Genomic DNA, 19999 nt, shown 5'->3' with positions numbered 1-19999 from the left:
TTGCCGGGTGGCGGCTTCGCCTTACCCGGCCTGCGTCATTAACGTGCTCTGATAAAACTGCCGTCCGGCTGACGGGTAAACAGCACCTGTTGGCCATTCCCCGTGTCAATCGTCAGTCCGGTTACCACGCCGCTGGCATTCTGGCGGATTTGCACCATCTGGCCATTTTGCAGATTGCTAAGCGGTTTGCCTGCCCCTTCAACCTGCGCCATGGCATAGACATCCGTGGCTGGCAGATTGTGATCGCGGAACAGTTGGGCAAGGGTTTTCCCCGGCTCTACGCGATATGAACGCCACTGCTGCTCAATGCCGGTGGGCTGTTGCGCCTGTGGCTCTGAAGGGGCGGCGGCCTGCTCCTGATCTTCCTGAACCGGTTCAGGTTCAACCGGCGCAACCTGGCCCGGATCGTTAGACGGCGTGACCAGCTGCGTCTGCATCGGCTGTGAATCTGGCTGCGGCTGGCTTTGCGACTGGATATCCAGCTCAGCATTCCGGCTGACCGGCGCGGTATCAACGTTGTCACTGCCGGAAGGAAGCAGGAAGCCGATGACGATCAGCAACGCGCCGATGATAATGCCTCTGCGGTGCAAAGGCGGCAGCGGGTCCATGATGCGAAAGTTATCCGGCGCATGCCAGATTTTCGCCAGGGTAGGTTTCAGTTCAAATCGCCCGGGCATGGCTCTCCTCCTGCTCCGCGTCTTTTTATCCTGTCCTGAGAAGTGTAGTTTGCTAACTGCCTGATGGGCGTAACAAAGCCAGCTTTCGTGACATAAATTTGGGAAAATCCTGACGGCTACTATTGTTTCCGTTTCGTCGCAGTTTGTCACCTTTACTTAAGACAAAGTTTTACCCATAAGGGCATGGCTGATATGCTGCCCGCTACTTTAAATGTGATGGAAGGAAAACCCATGACCACCCCGACTTTTGACACTATCGAAGCGCAGGCAAGCTACGGCATCGGCTTGCAGGTAGGACAGCAGCTGAGCGAATCCGGCCTGGAAGGTCTGTTACCGGAAGCGCTGGTGGCGGGTATCGCTGATGCGCTGGAAGGCAAGCAGCCCGCTGTGCCGGTTGACGTTGTGCATCGTGCGCTGCGTGAAATCCACGAACGTGCTGACGCCGTACGTCGCGCGCGTTTCGAAGAGATGGCGGCAGAAGGCGTGAAATATCTGGAAGAGAACCGTGAGCGTGAAGGCGTGAACAGCACCGAGTCCGGCTTGCAGTTCCGCGTAATCAATCAGGGCGATGGCGCAATCCCGGCGCGCACCGACCACGTTCGCGTACACTACACCGGTAAGCTGATCGACGGTACCGTCTTCGACAGCTCCGTCGCGCGTGGCGAACCGGCTGAATTCCCGGTCAACGGCGTTATTGCAGGCTGGATCGAAGCCCTGACCCTGATGCCAGTAGGTTCCAAATGGGAACTGACTATCCCGCACAACCTGGCTTACGGCGAGCGTGGCGCTGGCGCGTCCATTCCGCCATTCAGCACCCTGGTGTTTGAAGTCGAGCTGCTGGAAATCCTGTAATCGGTTTTTCTTATTTTCCTCTCTCCGATCGGGGAGAGGAAAATAGCGATAAAACCCGGAGTTACGCCGGAATCAACATTTTGTATTGCAAACGAAACTGTTACGTGTATTTTTGTGAGCTGTTTCGCGCTGTATGAGTGATATGACACTCACTTTCAACATATTATTAACATAATATTCAAATCATAGTATTCATCCCGCCGATTCTTACCTACTATCGATTAGTCCTTACACAGGGGCCGTCATTTATTTGGCGTATATAAAGGCCAGAAGAGCCTTAACAACACAGACAGGCATAAACAGGAAAATAACACATGGTAGATCAGGTCAAAGTCGCCGCCGCAGAAGAGGCGGCGTCTGAACAGTCGCTACGGCGAAATCTCACGAACCGTCACATTCAGCTTATTGCCATTGGCGGAGCCATCGGCACCGGGCTGTTTATGGGCTCGGGCAAAACCATCAGTCTGGCCGGGCCGTCGATCATCTTCGTTTATATGATCATCGGTTTTATGCTCTTTTTCGTGATGCGTGCAATGGGTGAATTGCTGCTCTCGAATCTCGAATACAAATCCTTCAGCGACTTCGCGTCAGACCTGCTCGGCCCGTGGGCGGGCTATTTTACCGGCTGGACCTACTGGTTCTGCTGGGTGGTCACCGGCATGGCGGACGTCGTGGCGATTACCGCCTACGCGCAGTTCTGGTTCCCAGGGCTATCGGACTGGGTGGCCTCGCTGGCGGTGATTGTCCTGCTGCTGAGCCTGAACCTCGCCACCGTTAAAATGTTCGGGGAGATGGAGTTCTGGTTCGCGATGATCAAAATCGTCGCCATCATCGCGCTGATTGTCGTCGGGCTGGTGATGGTGCTGACGCATTTCCAGTCGCCAACCGGCGTACAGGCGTCGTTTGCCCATCTGTGGAATGACGGCGGCTGGTTCCCGAAAGGGATCAGCGGCTTCTTTGCCGGCTTCCAGATTGCAGTGTTCGCCTTTGTCGGGATTGAGCTGGTGGGAACCACGGCGGCGGAAACCAAAGATCCGGAGAAATCCCTGCCCCGCGCGATCAACTCCATTCCGCTGCGTATTATCATGTTCTACGTCTTCGCGCTGATTATTATCATGTCCGTGACGCCATGGAGCTCGGTGGTGCCAACCAAGAGCCCGTTCGTCGAGCTGTTCGTGCTGGTGGGGCTGCCTGCTGCCGCGAGCCTGATTAACTTCGTGGTGCTGACCTCTGCGGCCTCTTCCGCGAACAGCGGCGTATTCTCAACCAGCCGTATGCTCTTCGGTCTGGCGCAGGAGGGCGTTGCTCCGAGCGCGTTTGCGAAACTGTCTAAACGCGCGGTACCGGCGAAAGGGCTCACCTTCTCCTGCATCTGCCTGCTGGGCGGTGTGGTGATGCTTTACGTCAATCCGAGCGTAATCGGCGCATTCACCATGATCACCACGGTGTCGGCGATCCTGTTCATGTTCGTCTGGACCATCATCCTCTGCTCATATCTGGTGTACCGCAAACAGCGTCCACATCTGCATGAGAAGTCGATCTACAAGATGCCGCTGGGCAAGCTAATGTGCTGGGTGTGCATGGCGTTCTTCGTCTTCGTGCTGGTGCTGCTGACGCTTGAAGAAGATACCCGACAGGCGCTGATCGTCACGCCGCTGTGGTTTATCGCACTGGGGCTGGGCTGGCTGTTTATCGGTAAGAAACGAATGGCTGGCATAAGGTAAAAGCAAAACGGCAACGTCGGTTGCCGTTTTTAGTTTTTGCACCCTCTCCCCGTGGGAGAGGGCATCAGGCCGCAGCGGCCTTTTTATTCCCCGGCCAATGCACGCGGGAACAGAACATTATTCTCAAGACTGATGTGTTCCATCAGATCGTCAATCATCTCGTTGATGCCGTTGTACATGGCTTTCCAGGTGGTGCACGCCTCTGGCGGCGGTGTGACGTTGTCGGTGGTGTGTTTGATCACTTCGAGCAGTTCGCCGGCATCATCATGTTCGCTTTCCATCACGCTGATGGGCCCCATTGCCTGGCTGCCCATGCCCTGTTTGATCATCGGGAAGAGGATCTGCTCCTCTTTCATCATGTGGCTGGAAAGTTCTTCGTGCAGCATGGTCAGATATTTCGCCAGGCCGCGCGGTACGGAAGGTTTATCGGCATGAACGCGTTCAACTTTGGTCGCCTGCAAAATCAGCTCCGGCAGCTGCTCGCGGTGACGGTCGTGGTAACGCACAATGATGTGGTCGATAATTTCAGCCAGCGGCGCGGTGCGCCAGTCCTTGTCGACAGGCTGTTCGGCCAGCTGAGCCAGCTCTGCTTCTATAGCCTCTACATTCAGCTCTTTACGCGACGCTGCGCGCGCCAGCGTTTGCTTACCGCCGCAGCAATAATCCATATCGTATTTACGGAACAGCGCAGAAGCGCGAGGGATGGAGAGCGCCAGCTCGCCTAAGGGTTGGTCGCGGAAGGCCATAGCAGTTACCTCATCATCAGGAATATAAGATGCATTTTAAATGCATCTTTACGTGGATACTATAACCCTTTAGAGGCAAGGGTAAAAATGGGATGACGATCGCGAAAAAAACGTGCTTTTAACTTGCTGATTGAATACGGAAAAGGGCTTTCGAAAGTTTTTAAAGGTGGAGAAACAGTAAACAACCTGCCGGGCGTGCCGATAGATACAGGTCAGACAATACCTGTATATAAAAAAGGCAACGCATGTTTAAACGTATAAAAGTCATTACTCTTTTGATTTCGGTGCTGCTTGTGCTCGGCATCATGCAGCTGATCTCCGCTGGCATTTTCATTAACGCGCTCAATAACGATAAAGAGAACTTCACCGTTTCTCAGCTTTCCAGCCAGAACGTGGCGGAGTTTACCGACGCGTGGATCAGCCTGAACCAGGCGCGCGTCACCCTCAACCGCGGCATGCTGCGCCTGCAAAGCAGCATGGCGTCGCAGATTAACGGCGGTCAGTTGAACGAGCTGGTCAATACCGCGAAAAACCTGCTGGCCGATGCTCAGACCCATTACGATAAATACTACGCGCTGCCGGAAACGCCGGGAATGGACGAGCACCTGGCCGATCGTCTGGAAGAGCAGTACCGCATTTACTCCGCCACGCTGACGCAAATGAACGTTCTGCTGGGGCAGGGTAATCTGGAAGATATGTTCAAACAAAATGCCGAACAGAAGCAGACTGCGATGCAAAAGGTCTATCGCGAATGGCGTGAGGCGCAGGCCGCGCTGACCGCCAAAGGGATCCAGGACAATGAAAGCGACTACAAACGCATTCTGTGGATCCTCTCTGCGATGATGCTGCTGGTGATCGCGGTGATTATTTCCAGCTGGATTGCGATGCGCCGCGTGCTGCTGCTGCCGCTGGAAGAGGTGATCAACCACATCCGCGCCATTGCCGCAGGGGATTTAACCCAGCCGATTCAGGCTGAGGGTAAAAATGAAATGGCGATCCTGGCGCGCAACGTTCAGGAGATGCAGACTGCGCTGTCCAACACGGTGGGCGTGGTGCGTGAAGGTGCAGACACGATTTACACCGGCGCGGGTGAAATTTCGGCGGGCAGCAACGATCTCTCTTCCCGCACCGAGCAGCAGGCCGCATCTCTGGAAGAGACGGCAGCCAGCATGGAACAGCTAACCGCCACCGTGAAGCAAAACGCCGATAACGCGCGTCAGGCGTCGCGTCTGGCGCTGGAGGCCTCCTCCACCGCGAAGAAGGGCGGTAACGTAGTGGAAGGCGTGGTTCGGACGATGGACGAAATCTCTACCAGCTCCGGCAAAATCGCGCAAATTACTAACGTGATCGACGGCATTGCCTTCCAGACCAATATTCTGGCGCTGAACGCGGCGGTGGAAGCGGCGCGTGCGGGCGAGCAGGGGCGTGGCTTCGCGGTTGTGGCGGGCGAGGTGCGTACCCTTGCCCAGCGCAGCGCACAGGCGGCGAAAGAGATCAAAGCGCTGATCGATGATTCCGGCGAGCGTGTTAACGCGGGTTCTCAGCTGGTAAATGAAGCGGGCGCGACGATGGCGGAGATCGTCAACGCGGTTACGCGCGTGACCGATATCATGGGTGAGATTGCCTCGGCCTCCGACGAACAGAGCCGCGGTATCGACCAGGTGGGTCAGGCGGTGGCGGAGATGGATCGCGTCACCCAGCAGAACGCCTCGCTGGTGGAAGAGTCTGCGGCGGCAGCGGCGGCGCTGGAAGATCAGGCTGCACGCCTGAACGACGCGGTGGCGGTGTTTAAGATCACCCGCAACCAGGCGGTGAAAGCCGCGCCGGTCAAGACCTATGTCCCTAAAGCGCAGCCCGTCGCGGCGGCGTCTGAAGCGAACTGGGAAACGTTCTAAAGGCTTGCCCGGAGGCGGCTACGCCTTACCGGGCCTACGAGGCGTTATTCTGTAGGCCGGGTAAGCGTCAGCGTCACCCGGCAAAAATCACCCCTCCGACGCCGGAACGACCATCGGTTTTTCCGGCTTCGCTCTCACCGCAATCACCACCCCAACGACCAGCAATGCGATCCCGCAGGCCGTTAGCAGCGGCGGCACGCTCTGACGCATCAGGAAGGTATAGAGCAGCCCGGCCAGGGTCTCAAAGACAATCAGCGGGCCTAATATCACCGTCGGCAGCTTCTGGCTGGCAATGTTCCAGCACAGCGCGCCCACCCACGAACAGAGCACGGCAATGGCGATCATTAACCCAACGAACAGCCACGGGCGAGGTCCAAAGGGCAGGGTAAATTCCGGTTGCTGGCTACCCAGCCAGACACACGCGCCCACATAGCCCAGCAACGAGACAGGGAGTGTGACCAGCGCCTGCGCCGTCGCCCACATCATCGGATGTTTATCCGGGTTTTCCCGCAGCCAGCGTGCGTTGCGCAGGGCATACCAGGCCCAACAGACAACCGAAATAAACGCCAGAAAGATCCCTGAACCGTAACGCCATAAGCTGACGTTTTCCAGGCCGTGGCGTAGCTCGTCAATATTCACGCACACCAGCCCCACGGCGATGCAGGCCAGCGCGGGCACCATTTTTGACCACGCCAGTTTGCCGTCACGCTGGCTGTAAAGCAGGTTCGCGAAAACCGGGATGACTACCGGCAGCGTGCCGATAATCATGGTCGACACCGGCGCACCGGTGCGCTGAATGGCGCTTGCCAGACAGACGTAGTAGATCAGATTACCCATCATGGTCAGCGCCAGCGCGGTGAGCCAGTCCTGGCGGCCCAGCTGACGCAGACGTGCGCGCCCCAGCCAGGCCAGCGGCACGGCGATCAGCCCCAGCGCCAGATAACGTCCGGTCGATTGCAATATTGCCGGGTACTCCGGCACAATCAATGGGCCAACGAAAATCAGCCCCCACATCAAACCCGCAAGCAGGGCATACAACACGCCGCTAATCATCTTTCCATCCATATTGATTCATTTTGCATCCAGTGTAGAAGGCGAAAATGGAGGGGTATTGTATGAGGTTGCGCATTAACGCGGCATAACCTGCTTCTGATAACGCACGGGCGTAATGCCGTAGCGGCGGGTAAAGGCGCGGGTCAAATGCGACTGATCGGTCAGTCCGGTTGCGGCAGCCACCGCGGCGGCGGGCATGCCGTGGGTGAGGAACGCTTTGGCCCGCCACAGGCGGATGGCCATCAGCATCTGGTGCGGCGTAACGTGAAAATGGGCTTTGAACTGACGCTGGAAATGGAACGGGCTGAGCGAGACGACGTTGGCCAGCTCGTCCAGCGTCAGGGAGTGCATATAGTTGTCGTGCAGATACTCGCGCACGCGTTCGAAGCGGTGCGAACCTTCGTGAACCACCGGCGCGTGATGAGCCAGGGGCTGAAAGGTCTCAATCAGATCCAACAAGAGTCCTTTTTGCGCCAGCGGATCGTCCGTATGCCACAGACCGTAGATAAGTCTGCCGATTTGCTGCGAGCGCTGTGGGTCAAAACGGGTCACGTCGCTGAACCACCAGTGCCGGAGGCCGGTGACCTCTTCCAGCAGGTCAGGTTCGATGTAAACCATCCGGTAGCGCCAGCCGCCTTCGGTGGCGGATTCCCCGGTGTGGATCTCGTCCGGATTCATGGTCACGACGGATTTTTCTGGCGCGAGGTGCTGGGTGCCGCGATAGCGAAAGCGTTCGGCGCCGGTTTCAATCGTACCGATGCCGAAGGCTTCGTGGGTATGAGGCTCAAAGGCGTAGTCAGAGATATGGGCGTGATAAAGCTCCAGGCCAGGCAGCTGCGCCAGATGGCGAAAGCGCGCGCTGTCTCTCTCATCAATAAACTGTTCCGGTACGCCTTGCACGGTAAGCCTCCTTGGGGGTCATTGCTTCATTATCAGAGATGACCCAAGGGGATGCCACAAAAAATAACCAATTCGTAACAATTACAGGATGGCGTTGACGCTCTCCGTTGTCGGAGGGATGCAGGTATAAAAAAGACAGCTATGGCTCTCGGGCCATAGCTGTCTGGAGATGACATTTATCTCAAGTATAAAGCCTTACAGACGCGTTGAAATAACCCCACTCCCGTTTTGTGTCGAACGTACATTTGTATGTAAGCCAATAATATTTTCCTGAACACGAGGTTCGTAGATCTGATGTCTTCTGAGAACCGTTCTGAACATAGACGTTACACCCATGGCCAGCCCCCCGGCAGTGAGGGCAAGGCCCGCGATGCCTAATTGGGAGGCGGTCTCTTCATCGACAAACTCAGCAGCAAACGAAACGCCAATATAAGCCGCACCCATAGTCATTTCGGACCCGAGCATAAACATATCCAGGGGAGAACTACCGCTGATAGAACTGGTAAACTTACCCAGGCTATAAGCGTGGGTCGAAGCAGGAAGTTGCGCAATTTGTCGAACATTGCTAACCACCGAACTCACTGTACTCGCCACTCCAACGCCAAACGTGAATATTGTTGCTCCGAGGCCAATCATACTGAGGACATGGGAAGCCTGCGGATTCGACTCGGATGTCGCCGACGAAGCGAGATAGGCAGTGTTCGTAACCACGCTTCCGACGGCAGAAACCGCGCCCATCTTAGAACTCACCGCTATTGAGGCAAGAGCAGCAGATTTGGCGGCTACAGCTGGGATCGCAGCACCGAGAGAGAGTATTGATAGCAATAATCCAATCGCACTTAACGTAATACCAATGATCGCTTCGGTACTTAAGTGGCCACTCGGGTCAATATTATTAATGGGGTCATTAAGAGCATAAATATAAGGATTGATACCCCCTTCGCCAAAAGGACTCCAGTTATCAGGGCTATGAAAACGCATCAATACTGGATTGAAGACACGATACCCGTTACCCAGGAAGTACCAGCCTGTGACGGGATCCACCTGCGCACCGGATAAGCCTGGAGAGGATGAAAGCAGGCTTCTGAAACCGAAAGGCGTATAGGCATGGTGGGTCGTTTGACTATCGCTCTGACTCAGGCATGGAGTATTGTCTAACATCAGCCCATAGCTATGGTATTTTTCCCCACTTGAGTCTTGCTCGCTGTGCCCATATCGACGACCAGAACCATCGCTAATCCAGGTTAACTGTTTACCATTGATGTCAGCATTAAGCGTATTTTCACCAGCATAATAATAGCGATTCATTCCGGCCGTGTTAGCCATTTCTTGAGCAATTAATATGTCTTGCGAATCATAATGATAACGACAAATTAATTGATTATTTGGACTTCTAACCTCACGTAAGCGATTTTTTGCATCGTAAATAAGATGTTGACCCTTTTCATCACGAGTCAGGTTTCCTTTACGATCGTATTGCAGCACGATTCTTTGATTGCCTTCTGAGATAGCGATAAGCTGGCAAGGATCGACACTGTCATATTCATACTGAGTTAACGTCGTTACGTTAGCATGAATACTTTCCATGGTTGCAATGTTGCCATAACGATCGTATGTAAAACGTTGCCCGGAGAGCGCGCGTCCTTTATGATCGACGGGAAGATCCACTCCTGAACAACGATAATTACTCAATCGCGAGTTAACGTCATACTCAAATTCTTCTTTCCGAATGAGGCGGTTATCCCGTAATTCACGTGTTTTGATTTTCCCCTCAGGCGTGTATGTCAGAGAAAGGGTTGTTGTTGCGGTGGATGTTTTAAATATCCTGCGCACTTCGCGTCCAAATGAGTCATAGCTGATTGTGGTGACTAAATTTGAAGATTGACCACGTTGACCCGTCGTCATCGTGACTACACGGCTCTGTTTGTCATATTCAAATGTGACCTCCTGGCGATCCTGTATAGACAGAATAATTCGTCCAAAGGAATCATACTCATATCGATGTTCTTTGTTTTTACTGTCCAGAACCGTTTGTGGGCGACCACGCATAGAATATCGGTACTGATTTTTAGATGTCAAAGACTGGATGCCAGTGGTGTTTTCTTCTCTCACAAGACCAGAAGGAAAATAACTAAACGATTTCCTCAGTGAGTCCTCAGTGGCCCCTAAGAGTTTACCGGTGTTATTATCATAATGATATTTTTGGAGCAGCGATTCCGACTCTGAATGATTAACAACCCTTCCGAGGTGATATTCATATTTACGAGTGTGGTTTTTATTGTCCGCGGTTAAGAAAGTTTCAGGGAACTGTTTGCCTCCGTTGTAAGAAAAAGTTGTTTTACGTCCACCACAAACCTCTTCATTACTACGCAAAATTCCGTCGTATTTCGCCGTTGCATACGTTTTTCCTTGAATAGAGATCGAAGCAATATTTTTCTGATCGCTGAATGAGGCATAGGTTTGAGTAAGAACCGTCCCTTCAGGTAACGTTTTTTGCACGAGACGATCAAAATTATCGTATTCAAATGACGTGACGGCGCCAACATGATTTGTTTCGGTAATTTTGCGACCAAAACCATCATAGCTATTTTTTAAGGTTGCGTAAACAGTATTATTCGTATTAAGCAGTGAAATACTTTCAGGTTCATCAAATGCATTTTTCTGGGTGAGAATGACCGATTCCCCCGTCAACCCCTGACGCGTGGTATTGGTAACAGGATCATCAATCTCAAATTCTTCACGTCCATTATTGTAGCGTGTGGTGGTACGGTTTCCCCAACCATCATAAGTATAGTTTTTTACAATTCGAACAGGGGTCGCCAAACGGCGAGGCGTTCCAGGATTCAAATCCCAAAGCCAATCAATCTCCGTTTCAGAAGAAAGTTGCCCAAGTGCATTATAAGTACTCGTTTGCACTTCTCTCATTGTTCCTGAATAATGAGATACGTTGTTTGGCGCGTCATCATCCTGTTCCAGAATACGACATACGCGGCCAAGTCCGTCATATTCATAAGTCCGTTTTACACCCCCTGAGTCTGTTTCAGTCATGGTAGGCCATGTTGTCGTTGAGGTGGCAGTAGGGTATGTATAACGATATTGATGCCTGTTTGTATTCGTGCTGCTGTCAGTAATATTTTTTACAGCGAGTTTACCTTCAGGATTATAAATATAGCTACTTAATACCCCATTTTCATCGGTGCTCGCCAGTAAATGTTGGGTAAAGCGGGAAGTATTAGAGGTTTTTGAACTTTTCGAACCGTCATGGCCGATTGTCGTTTCCGTCACTTCAAGGGTACTATTCGAAATTTTATAGCTTAATGAGGTTATCGTCGTAATATTGCTTTTGATGACGTCAATTCTACTAATAAGCGAGTGTGTCGTGGTGTTGATTGCATTATTATAGGTATAGCGACGCGTTAACTCTCCATTAATCTCTTCGCGAGAAAGACAGACGTATCGAAAGTTAAGATCATTGGGAATAGAAGGAAGGTCATGCCAGTAATAGTTTGTGACCTTCGCTTTTGCCTGACCATATGCAGGGGATTTTGTGCACGAACGGATAAATCGTGAGAATCCTAATGGGTCAGCAGGGCATTGTCCCGACTGTCCTGCGGCACTATAGTATTCATTACGTTCACGAATCCCATCTGGATGGGTGACACTCAACGTGTTGCCCCAATCATCGGTGATATACGTCGTCTTTTCTTGACGAGAACGTCCCGTTGCCATGTCTTGATAGGTAACCGTTATCTCTGCGGGTAAGGGCAGATTTAATGGTTGTTGATAATAGTTCAGTCCTGGCAGTTCATTATAGACATACTGCTTAGAGACTTTCTTACCATCGCAAACCGTATCTTCACTGACCAAAAGATGGAATCTGTTGAACTGTCGTGTTGTAGAGGACGCTGGAGCGGAGTTCAAAAGAAGCGTTTCAGTTGAAGAATAGAAATAGTTTCCGGTGACAAGATAGAGATTATCTTGCTCAGGGTCGATATGGGTACGACCGGAAGAGAAACCGGTGAAATTGGTATTCTGACTATATTGCCAGGATTTTACAATTGAGGGCTGGCCATTCCCCGGGTTAAGTGAGGTTGTGGTTACGCAAGGAAGTGTACCTTGCATTGTAACACGCAGGCCTGTCGCATTATATTGAATAACCTCAGTGGCACCGGCCGGCGTTTTAAACTCTTGTATGCAGAGAAATTCATTTTGCAGAGTAATATAGCTTAAGGTGAATGAGGCAACAGCCTGGGCTCCCTGGGCATAAGGCAAGCTAATTGAGGTAAGAAGATTATTACGGTGGACCAGATTAATCTGTAACATCGACCCATTATCATCAGGGTACTGAATAAGGTGACAGTTGACGCCTGAATAAGAAAGCCTTAGCATGAGAACATTTGATTGTCGGCGATGAATCTCGGTCAGACAAGGTTGCCCGGCAATAAGATGACGATAGCTAAAATCATAGACTTCACCATTTTGAAAGGCAACTGACGTGACAATAAACATGCCACTCGAAATGTTAACCTGTTGTAAGGTTTCTATAATGCCATTTTTATAATACACCCTCACGGTGTTATTATTAACATAAAGAACACGGAAATTCTTAATTTTTTTATCTAAAAAGACGACTTCCGTACCGATGATTAAATTTTGGCATTTATAACGCTCGCCCTGGCTATTAGTAAAAATACGTCGACGTAGATCCAGACTGGTTGGTAACATCTTCCAGCCCGTTCCGAAACCTAAATTAGACGCGTTGAACGTCGAAAAGCTGAGTGAAACCGGATACGTAGCTTCATCTTCATTGGTTGGTGAAAGTGAAATAACATTTAAATCAGCGTTATATTGGCCTGTGCGTGGGTCCACACCCGATGACAGGAAAGAAGAAAAGTTAAAAGCATTTGAGTGAATATCTTTCAAGCTCATGATGATTCCTTTCTTATAAATTAAAGAATATGCATCGGCTTACCCTGGCAAGCCGATGTCTTTTCAAGTTTAATTAATAAAGATGTTTAAAATAGATTAATAGATAAGGTTCGTCCTGCGTCTTCCGGTGCGAGCTGGAAACGATGCCACGTACCGAAATTATCAAGGAAGGTGATACTGTGTGTTCCGGTCGAGGGCGTTGAGGTCCAGGAACATCCAGTAACATGCAGTACCTCTGCTACAATTTGCGTATCGGGAACGTCAACTCGGTAAGCATGATCCCAGACGCAACCACCACTCATCGAGTCACGCGCATTTACTTCTGATGTTCCGCTCTGGAACACACGACCTCGCGTCAGAAAACGATTATCTTCCTGGGTATTTCCGAGCGCGAAGAAGTGTCGTGTATTATTTCCTGAGATATAGTTTCGAATGCGAAGCCGATGGGGCAGTGTCCACCGGAAAAGTGTAATTCGCTGATGAGTTACATCCCACTTTGACACATCTTCACGGCGATCCTGAATCGTTTGTTGCGAGAGAGATAAATTCTGGGGGTGAATCGCAATAGGAGTGATTGCATTGAGCGAAACCCTACTATTGAAAACATTAGAGCCACTGGACATATTGGTTGTGACTGTGATGGTACGGGTAGTCTCATTATGATTCGCATCAAAAACAGAGACGTCGAGTTGTGCTTTTGCCATTAAAACTTGCATACCCGTTGAGCCGGAAGTTACATAGAGATTGATGATTTCCGGAACATTGTTATACGCTTCTGGCATTTCGTTCGTTGGCTCTGGCGTTGCGATGAATTGTGATACCTTATCTTCCATACAGGGAATGCAAGGTTCATCACGAAACTCTTGTTTGCGAAGTTCAGAATGCTCCTCTTCAAAATTTGTTTTTTCCGATACCCACGCTTTCTCTTGACTGAAAGCATTAGGAGAGGCCAGACCTAAATCATATTGGTTACGGGTACGTGAAAATCCCCAACCAACTGGCATGAGTAACGTACTATTATCTAACGAAGAAGACAGCTGAGAAATGCCGACAGAATCTCTCTCCCGCTGTGTTAGTGGAACACGGACAAATTGCCCCTGTGCATTTAGACCCTGCTTCATCACCTGAACGCGAACGTGACATTGGTGATTTCCGTTAGCGTAAAAACGCTCGGAAACGGACTCAATACTAAAATGTGTAATTTGTACTTGTGTAAAAGACATAGTTTATTTCTCCAGGATTATTCTTCGTTTATTCAGTTTTTTGGCATGATTTCAAAATAAGAGTAAGCGTCAGAAAGTTGTGTGGAATTCTTCACTTCGAAATAGTCTGACAAATCATGATTCTCTTTGGTTAATGTATTTCTTACCAGTTGATTATGTTTTCCTTTCCCTTCGAAGATAAAGGCGTTAACGCCAGGGGTTGATTTGACAAATTTGCAAACCGCTTCCTGCACGCATGAAATATATAATGGCGCCATTTCAGGTTTAGAGAAGAGAAGATCATCATCTCGAATAATATCCATAAAACCCGAATCATTTACCTTGTTAATTTTTAACAAGCGGTAATCGCGAGGCATTAAGAAATGCTCATTGATTCCACCTACAAAGAAAACTGGGGATTGCTGTGGATCCAGAATATGTTCCGGGATAACAAACTCTACAACCAACTTATTCTCGTCAATAATAAATGGAACGATTTCAGAACCTTTGCTGAAATAGCAAGGTTTTCCAGTCCATGCAGGTTTTTCGGCATCCTTAAAAAGTGCGTTAAAATGGCCAACAGATAATAATTTCATAATGTTTCCTTGTTTGTTAGTAAACTATTAGTCTCATAAATATATTCAACAACATCACCAACCGTAACGTTGCGGGTAAGCGTGAAAAAGCTATCTGGAATTTTTACTGAATACTCCTCCTGTGCAAAGATTTGCAGTTCTATGTAATCTAAACTATCAAAGCCTAGGGTAGATAAAGGACAAGCGATATCTATGCTTGCTCCGCTGACATCTTTCATAAGTAAAATTCTAACTTTGGTTTTTTCAAATATTTCTTCTTTCAGAATCATTTCTAATATCCTTAATATCTTCAGAGATTTGAAGTGTCGTGCTATAACTTAAAATCACCTCATTGCCATGTACGACGTCACATGTGATTTGTCGGATGTATTTATTTGCAGCTACTGGTATTAAAATGTCGTCTTTAATCAGTACTGAAATATCTGTAGGCCTAAACGTCTCCATAATGAATTCTTTAGTAAAGGTATAGGTTTGTCCCAGCACAAGAGTATTGGACGAATTAAAATAATCCTCTGCTGATGTATACTTCTTTCCCTTCTGCCGCAGGAACGTTCGAGAATTCAATAATGCGAAAAAGCTCAAGCTTATAATGTAAATGTTTTTATTAGATAGCCATGGGAGCCTATTTGAGCATCGTAATTTGTATGCTTCTCTCTCTTTATTATTAAAATTAATTAATTCGAGTTGGCTACCTAAATTTAAATCTTTTTTTCTCTGCGTTACTGTTCTTTTCATGCTTATAAAGCATTGTGAGTCTAGGTCTTCTAGTACATAAGTTTCATCTTTATTGTTAAGGAGATAGTTTCGATCAGTAAACGTTTGTTTGTGAAAACGAATGTTGACTGATAAGGCATCTTCCCCAGTAATTTTGGCGTTTAACAATCGAGTGAATAAGTGACATATCACGAGCATCCCTGGTAATATGTATCCCCCAGTCGTTTTTATATAGTGAACAGGATTAGTATCACCCGTAATCTCTGACCATTTTAAAATGTCATTGAAATCAAATTTGATCATGACTTTTTGTACCGGGTAATCACTAATGCTGAATTGTGCCCTCCAAACCCAGAACTGAGATTTATGACGTTATCTACATTTGCATTGTATAAGTGGTCTTTAGCTAAATAATTAAGATCGCATTGGGGATCCGGGTTTTTAAGGTTAATCGTGGAGGGTAAGGTATTCTCATTTAACGCCTTAACGCAGACGATCGTTTCATAACTTCCCGCAGCCCCGATTAAATGTCCTGTATAGGATTTAGTACTTGATACTGGAATGTTATAAGCTTGTTTTCCAAATGCTTTTTTTAGTGCTTTGGTCTCATACAAGTCATTCAGCGGTGTCGACGTACCATGGGCATTGATATAGCCGATATCATTTGCACCTAATTTCGCCAGTTTCAATGCTTCTGTAATGGTTTCGACTCTGCATGCCACATCCTCCGCTGGCCGCGAAATATGATCGCCATCTGAAAAACTGGCATATGCTGTTATCTCTGCAAGAATATTGGCTCCCCGATTTACGGCACTGTTATATTCTTCCAGGCAAATGACCGCGCTGCCTTCTGCAAGTACAAATCCAGAACGATCCAGGCTAAAAGGACAAGAGGCACGGGCGGGGTCTTCGCTCTCCTTTGAAAGCGCTTTTAGAACATCAATGCTCCAGATGCCAAGCTCACTTGTTAATGATTCCGCGCCTCCGGCCACCATAAACTTAGCACGACCCATTTTGATCGCGTTGAAAGCTTCTCCAATCGCCATGTTTCCGGTAGCGCATGCTGCTGCAATTGTATTTTGATATCCTTGCAGACCATACATGATCGCACACGCGGCTGTCATAGAACTTGGCATCGTAATAAAATTACTTCGCGGATGTGTAATACCCATCTGATCATATTTGAGCGTTAACTTGCTAATATCATCAAAAGGTCCCCAGCCGCTTCCAAGAATAACGCCGCATTCAAAAGGGTGATAATGCTCTGTAGGGCTGTTATTTTCTCCAAACGCCTGACTGATAGCCTGTCGGCAGCTTTCCAGCGCCAGTTTTCCGTGCTTTGACAAAATATTAGTGATGCTGTTCGGAAGTTTTGAAAACATATCATCGGTGGTTTCGATAAAAGAATAGAATGTCGATGCCACATTTTCAGGTTTATGAGCGATAGTCGAAAAAGAATGATTTTTCCGTAAAATGTTATCCCATGCTTCTGCTACGTTTTTGCCACCGGCACTCATCAGGCCCATGCCAGTGATAACGACTTTATGTTCTTTCATAATGCACCTAAATTTTTCACCTGTTGAAAGGAGGGTATGCTAAGGCTGGCTGAATAACTGCTCTTCAGCTTTACGTCTGCGTAATAGCCCTGGCGCTTGTTTGCCATTTGCATAAATCCATCGTTTAAACTCTTGTGATGCTCCTGCGAAATCATTCTGATTTATCTTCTGAAGCAGAGTTGAACGCCGAAAATTACCCTCTCCTAAATTGAAAACAAAGGAGACTAAAGCATCAAACTGCTGCTGATTTAAAGATACCATTACAAATTTTTTTACTATTTGTTCTTTCTGTAAAATTGACTCATTGAAATAGTGCTCGGCAGTCTCTCGCGTCATGACATCACCACGTGACACGTTTTTGGTATGGCCATAGCCAATCGTCCAGATACCTGCCAGGCATTGGTATGATTGAAGTCTTAAACCTTCAAAACTTTTAATTAATTCTTTACCTCTTTCACTCGTGCGCATATCTCTCTCCCTGAGAGGAATTACCAATTCGTGTTTTTTTGTTGCCACATAAAGTTATGTCACTTTCAATCAAAGTTTATGAGTGTCTATAAAGTTAATTATTTTAATCATTACTGAGACTACAAGTGAGCTACATATAAATGCACCTATATAGCGACTCTCGATCAAGTTATAACCTATAATAAACTCCGTTAATGCTAATGTTGTTTCCGCACCGAAAATCCCTACTACAAAAGATACAACAAATATAATTATCTTCTTTTGACCATTAAATTTTCTTTGGGTCACGATGAATAAGGTCGCTCCTGATAGCGCAGAAAATGCTAATTGGATCGAATCATACATTTCTTCCTCCCAGACATTCGACATCAAATAATCTATCTGAACTGTTTGGCTATGCCGCGTTAAGTTGGAATTAACTTATATAGCTGTTGAGGATAATAATAATGGATTATTCCAATTGATATTTTTTCGAGTGATAGCTGTTCCCTATCTAAAGAAGAAATTAACTTTATTGAGATTTAACGTGTTGATTAGCAAGGAAAATTCTAAATCTTAATGAATGTGTAATAATTCATAATATGCAATTTAAGATCTTGATAATAAAATTTCACATTCATCTATTTGTAATATATGCGCCATGTCACAAATAATAATACCAGTAGTGGTTCATATATTTAGAGAAAAGACCTTGCTGACAACAATGTGTTAGGCGTGTTGGGGGCATTGTGCGACACGTGTTATGATTGTATTTGAGCTGGATAGGCACACTCTTGATCTTCAGAACAACATTTTCTGGTTGTTCCTTCGATTCTCATTGAGTCTGATGTAGCGCTTTCAGGGGAGATTCATGACTTCTGTTATTGATGGGAAAATGAGAATCCAGCAAAGGGTGGAGGAGTGAGCAGATAAGCCCGTGGGGTAGAGCGCAGCATGTAGAGAGTCTTTAATTCTTTACACCAGGGAAAATTCATACCGATTATTATGCCCGATTGATTCACTGTCACCCTAAAGGGCATACTGCTTTTTGAAAATGAGTTCCTGTAACAGAGGTTATTTTGGAGAACAATATAAAACGGGTCTGCTTCCTACAAAAAACAGATATCCATTATTAGCTTGTTTTCTAATGGTATACCTCAGTTTTTTCTCGGGAAAGATAAAGAAATCTGGGAGAATGTTTTTTAGTTCAGAATTGGTAATGGTGTTTATTGGTTCTATGATCTCTACTTCGGTAGATTTTAATATATAATCGTCATCATCTCTCATGTATGAGAAATAGACGTCACGACGAATTAGTTTATTCCTGTAACTACCCTCCACAGATATAACCCCTGTGTTTTCCCCATGGGAAAGATTGACATCCAGTAGCATATCATATGAATGTCCTTTTTCAATTATATAAGTGTCAGCGGTGCAGCCATTTTTGTGATCATTTATGACTTGATGAAAAAATAATACGGAACAGAATATGATGACCAGAAGCAAGAGACCGAATAAGATTTTATTTTTCATAATTTACTTTCCGCAGAATGTACAATGAAATACATTTGTTTTTGACGTCCGATGTAAAGGGCCTTGCGCATGTCACAATTGTATTACTTCGTGCAGAGGGTTTAACATCAATATAGACATAACGAAAACTTTTGCAGCTTAAATGAGACTTAACTTCTGAAAGGATTCTTTGCAGTGCAATTTCATTGTTTTCATTGTAATGAAGTTCACATTCCTGAAAGGCTTTCTCGTATTTATATCCTTGATAAAAATTTTCCGTGTTATTTATTTTAGAATATATTATTATGAATAGTAAAAGTGGTAACAATAAAGTCGCCAGAGATATAATGTATTTCTTAAGTTTTGATTTCCTGGGTTTCTGTATGATTAAAGGTTTCTGTTTATCATCATTGGGACCTGCAATATTGTAATCTTGTATATGAGATTTGATATTATCACTACTTATCACAAAACCTTTTCTGGATACGGTAGTAATAATTTTATTTTCACAACCTATGTTTCTCAATTCCCTGCGGATGATGGATATATTTTGGTAAAGTGTATTTTTTGGAATAATCATCCCTTCACTTCCCCAAACAAATTCAATTATTTCTTTTTGCGAGACAATGTTTGGTGCATTTTCTAACAAAAAGAGAAAGCAACGACTTGCAGGAGCTGACAGTGTGACTGTCTGAGAATCATCCTCTAAATTTTTTAAAGTTAAACTATTTGGTTTAAATTCAAACTTGTCATCGATTAGAAAGTACATTTCAAGGTATTGTTCCGAATGTCCAAAAATTAATTATGCATACAAGGAAACGCTCTCTTAATAATATTAAGAGATTCCTTTATGGATTCTTTAATGAGAGGGTATACAGAGATTGAGGTGTATTTTAACTAATTATAACTACCTTAATCCTTCACATCACTTAATGTTAACGGTAAACCACATAATCTGCAATCCTCTATCATAAATTTTCCTTAAGAATAAACGCACATCTCATTTGTCTACTTTATCTCATTGTTTTTATTATTATTTTTATTTGTGGCTATTATATGAATACAATATATTTTGGCCTTTTTTTATGTAAAAGGAGCATGTGGATACTATTATTTTTTATTAACATATTAGGCAACATCTTAATAACTGCATTGCAATATTTTTAAAGTAATAAGTTATACAGTGCAACTTGGGT

General features: G+C 46.8%; 17 protein-coding genes. 3 read left to right on the top strand and 14 right to left on the bottom strand.

Translation table 11 applies throughout. The annotated features are described in order from the left end of the window. Positions 1–38 precede the first annotated feature (38 nt). Positions 39–677, bottom strand: coding sequence for an OapA family protein (locus G6Q29_RS09205; RefSeq protein WP_015572481.1), 639 nt, complete (start codon positions 675–677; stop codon positions 39–41). 231 nt (positions 678–908) lie between these two features. Here G6Q29_RS09205 and fklB point away from each other — a divergent pair, with 231 nt between their 5' ends. Beyond that, the gene (fklB, locus tag G6Q29_RS09200) at positions 909–1529 is read left to right on the top strand and encodes an FKBP-type peptidyl-prolyl cis-trans isomerase (protein ID WP_008502892.1); all 621 of its coding nucleotides are present in this window, start codon (positions 909–911) and stop codon (positions 1527–1529) included. A gap of 314 nt (positions 1530–1843) precedes the next feature. Next, positions 1844–3253: a D-serine/D-alanine/glycine transporter gene (gene cycA, locus G6Q29_RS09195; RefSeq protein ID WP_165465361.1), complete on the top strand. Its 1410-nt coding sequence runs from the start codon at positions 1844–1846 to the stop codon at positions 3251–3253. 83 nt (positions 3254–3336) lie between these two features. Here cycA and ytfE read toward each other — a convergent pair whose 3' ends face one another. Continuing rightward, a complete protein-coding gene (gene ytfE, locus G6Q29_RS09190; RefSeq protein WP_165465360.1) occupies positions 3337–3999 on the bottom strand; it encodes an iron-sulfur cluster repair protein YtfE in 663 nt (220 codons plus the stop codon). A gap of 245 nt (positions 4000–4244) precedes the next feature. Here ytfE and G6Q29_RS09185 point away from each other — a divergent pair, with 245 nt between their 5' ends. Beyond that, positions 4245–5894 carry a methyl-accepting chemotaxis protein gene (locus G6Q29_RS09185; RefSeq protein ID WP_165465359.1) on the top strand — a complete coding sequence of 550 codons (1650 nt, stop codon included), beginning with the start codon at positions 4245–4247 and terminating at the stop codon, positions 5892–5894. An 87-nt stretch (positions 5895–5981) separates the two neighbouring features. On the opposite strand, the gene G6Q29_RS09180 is transcribed toward G6Q29_RS09185, so the two are convergent. From G6Q29_RS09180 to G6Q29_RS09125, 12 genes are all read right to left on the bottom strand, one after another. Beyond that, positions 5982–6947, bottom strand: a complete 966-nt coding sequence (locus G6Q29_RS09180) for a DMT family transporter (protein ID WP_165465419.1) — start codon at positions 6945–6947, stop codon at positions 5982–5984. A 75-nt stretch (positions 6948–7022) separates the two neighbouring features. Continuing rightward, the gene (locus tag G6Q29_RS09175; protein WP_165465358.1) at positions 7023–7847 is read right to left on the bottom strand and encodes an AraC family transcriptional regulator; all 825 of its coding nucleotides are present in this window, start codon (positions 7845–7847) and stop codon (positions 7023–7025) included. Positions 7848–8042: 195 nt separating this feature from the next. Next, entirely contained in the window at positions 8043–12776 is a 4734-nt protein-coding gene (locus tag G6Q29_RS09170; RefSeq protein WP_165465357.1) for an RHS repeat domain-containing protein, read from the bottom strand. Positions 12777–12862: 86 nt separating this feature from the next. Next, on the bottom strand, positions 12863–13999 hold the full coding sequence (locus tag G6Q29_RS09165; RefSeq protein WP_165465356.1) for a hypothetical protein: 1137 nt from the start codon (positions 13997–13999) through the stop codon (positions 12863–12865). 32 nt (positions 14000–14031) lie between these two features. Beyond that, positions 14032–14574, bottom strand: coding sequence for a hypothetical protein (locus G6Q29_RS09160; protein ID WP_165465355.1), 543 nt, complete (start codon positions 14572–14574; stop codon positions 14032–14034). Continuing rightward, entirely contained in the window at positions 14571–14843 is a 273-nt protein-coding gene (locus G6Q29_RS09155) for an acyl carrier protein (protein WP_165465354.1), read from the bottom strand. Before G6Q29_RS09155 ends, G6Q29_RS09160 begins: the two co-directional genes overlap by 4 nt. After that, positions 14818–15591, bottom strand: coding sequence for a hypothetical protein (locus G6Q29_RS09150; RefSeq protein ID WP_165465353.1), 774 nt, complete (start codon positions 15589–15591; stop codon positions 14818–14820). Before G6Q29_RS09150 ends, G6Q29_RS09155 begins: the two co-directional genes overlap by 26 nt. Beyond that, positions 15588–16844, bottom strand: a complete 1257-nt coding sequence (locus G6Q29_RS09145) for a beta-ketoacyl-[acyl-carrier-protein] synthase family protein (RefSeq protein ID WP_165465352.1) — start codon at positions 16842–16844, stop codon at positions 15588–15590. The genes G6Q29_RS09150 and G6Q29_RS09145 overlap by 4 nt, the downstream gene beginning before the upstream one ends. A gap of 39 nt (positions 16845–16883) precedes the next feature. Beyond that, the gene (locus G6Q29_RS09140) at positions 16884–17312 is read right to left on the bottom strand and encodes a lysozyme (RefSeq protein ID WP_165465351.1); all 429 of its coding nucleotides are present in this window, start codon (positions 17310–17312) and stop codon (positions 16884–16886) included. A gap of 69 nt (positions 17313–17381) precedes the next feature. Beyond that, positions 17382–17681, bottom strand: coding sequence for a putative holin (locus G6Q29_RS09135; RefSeq protein WP_165465350.1), 300 nt, complete (start codon positions 17679–17681; stop codon positions 17382–17384). A gap of 684 nt (positions 17682–18365) precedes the next feature. Next, positions 18366–18824: a hypothetical protein gene (locus G6Q29_RS09130; RefSeq protein WP_165465349.1), complete on the bottom strand. Its 459-nt coding sequence runs from the start codon at positions 18822–18824 to the stop codon at positions 18366–18368. Continuing rightward, on the bottom strand, positions 18814–19572 hold the full coding sequence (locus G6Q29_RS09125) for a winged helix-turn-helix domain-containing protein (RefSeq protein ID WP_165465348.1): 759 nt from the start codon (positions 19570–19572) through the stop codon (positions 18814–18816). The genes G6Q29_RS09130 and G6Q29_RS09125 overlap by 11 nt, the downstream gene beginning before the upstream one ends. Positions 19573–19999 lie beyond the last annotated feature (427 nt).

The organism is Enterobacter cloacae (assembly GCF_011078175.1).
Lineage (GTDB): Bacteria > Pseudomonadota > Gammaproteobacteria > Enterobacterales > Enterobacteriaceae > Enterobacter > Enterobacter cloacae_Q.
Note: the sequence above shows the minus strand (reverse complement) of the source record. Positions and strands in the feature narration are given on the sequence as shown.

Excerpts from the sequence above, each read along its gene's own strand:
- G6Q29_RS09205 (WP_015572481.1), bottom strand. The coding sequence starts at position 677 with ATGCCCGGGCGATTTGAACTGAAACCTACCCTGGCGAAAATCTGGCAT.
- fklB (WP_008502892.1), top strand. The coding sequence starts at position 909 with ATGACCACCCCGACTTTTGACACTATCGAAGCGCAGGCAAGCTACGGC.
- cycA (WP_165465361.1), top strand. The coding sequence starts at position 1,844 with ATGGTAGATCAGGTCAAAGTCGCCGCCGCAGAAGAGGCGGCGTCTGAA.
- ytfE (WP_165465360.1), bottom strand. The coding sequence starts at position 3,999 with ATGGCCTTCCGCGACCAACCCTTAGGCGAGCTGGCGCTCTCCATCCCT.
- G6Q29_RS09185 (WP_165465359.1), top strand. The coding sequence starts at position 4,245 with ATGTTTAAACGTATAAAAGTCATTACTCTTTTGATTTCGGTGCTGCTT.
- G6Q29_RS09180 (WP_165465419.1), bottom strand. The coding sequence starts at position 6,947 with ATGATTAGCGGCGTGTTGTATGCCCTGCTTGCGGGTTTGATGTGGGGG.
- G6Q29_RS09170 (WP_165465357.1), bottom strand. The coding sequence starts at position 12,776 with ATGAGCTTGAAAGATATTCACTCAAATGCTTTTAACTTTTCTTCTTTC.
- G6Q29_RS09165 (WP_165465356.1), bottom strand. The coding sequence starts at position 13,999 with ATGTCTTTTACACAAGTACAAATTACACATTTTAGTATTGAGTCCGTT.
- G6Q29_RS09160 (WP_165465355.1), bottom strand. The coding sequence starts at position 14,574 with ATGAAATTATTATCTGTTGGCCATTTTAACGCACTTTTTAAGGATGCC.
- G6Q29_RS09155 (WP_165465354.1), bottom strand. The coding sequence starts at position 14,843 with ATGATTCTGAAAGAAGAAATATTTGAAAAAACCAAAGTTAGAATTTTA.
- G6Q29_RS09150 (WP_165465353.1), bottom strand. The coding sequence starts at position 15,591 with ATGATCAAATTTGATTTCAATGACATTTTAAAATGGTCAGAGATTACG.
- G6Q29_RS09145 (WP_165465352.1), bottom strand. The coding sequence starts at position 16,844 with ATGAAAGAACATAAAGTCGTTATCACTGGCATGGGCCTGATGAGTGCC.
- G6Q29_RS09140 (WP_165465351.1), bottom strand. The coding sequence starts at position 17,312 with ATGCGCACGAGTGAAAGAGGTAAAGAATTAATTAAAAGTTTTGAAGGT.
- G6Q29_RS09135 (WP_165465350.1), bottom strand. The coding sequence starts at position 17,681 with ATGTCGAATGTCTGGGAGGAAGAAATGTATGATTCGATCCAATTAGCA.
- G6Q29_RS09130 (WP_165465349.1), bottom strand. The coding sequence starts at position 18,824 with ATGAAAAATAAAATCTTATTCGGTCTCTTGCTTCTGGTCATCATATTC.
- G6Q29_RS09125 (WP_165465348.1), bottom strand. The coding sequence starts at position 19,572 with ATGTACTTTCTAATCGATGACAAGTTTGAATTTAAACCAAATAGTTTA.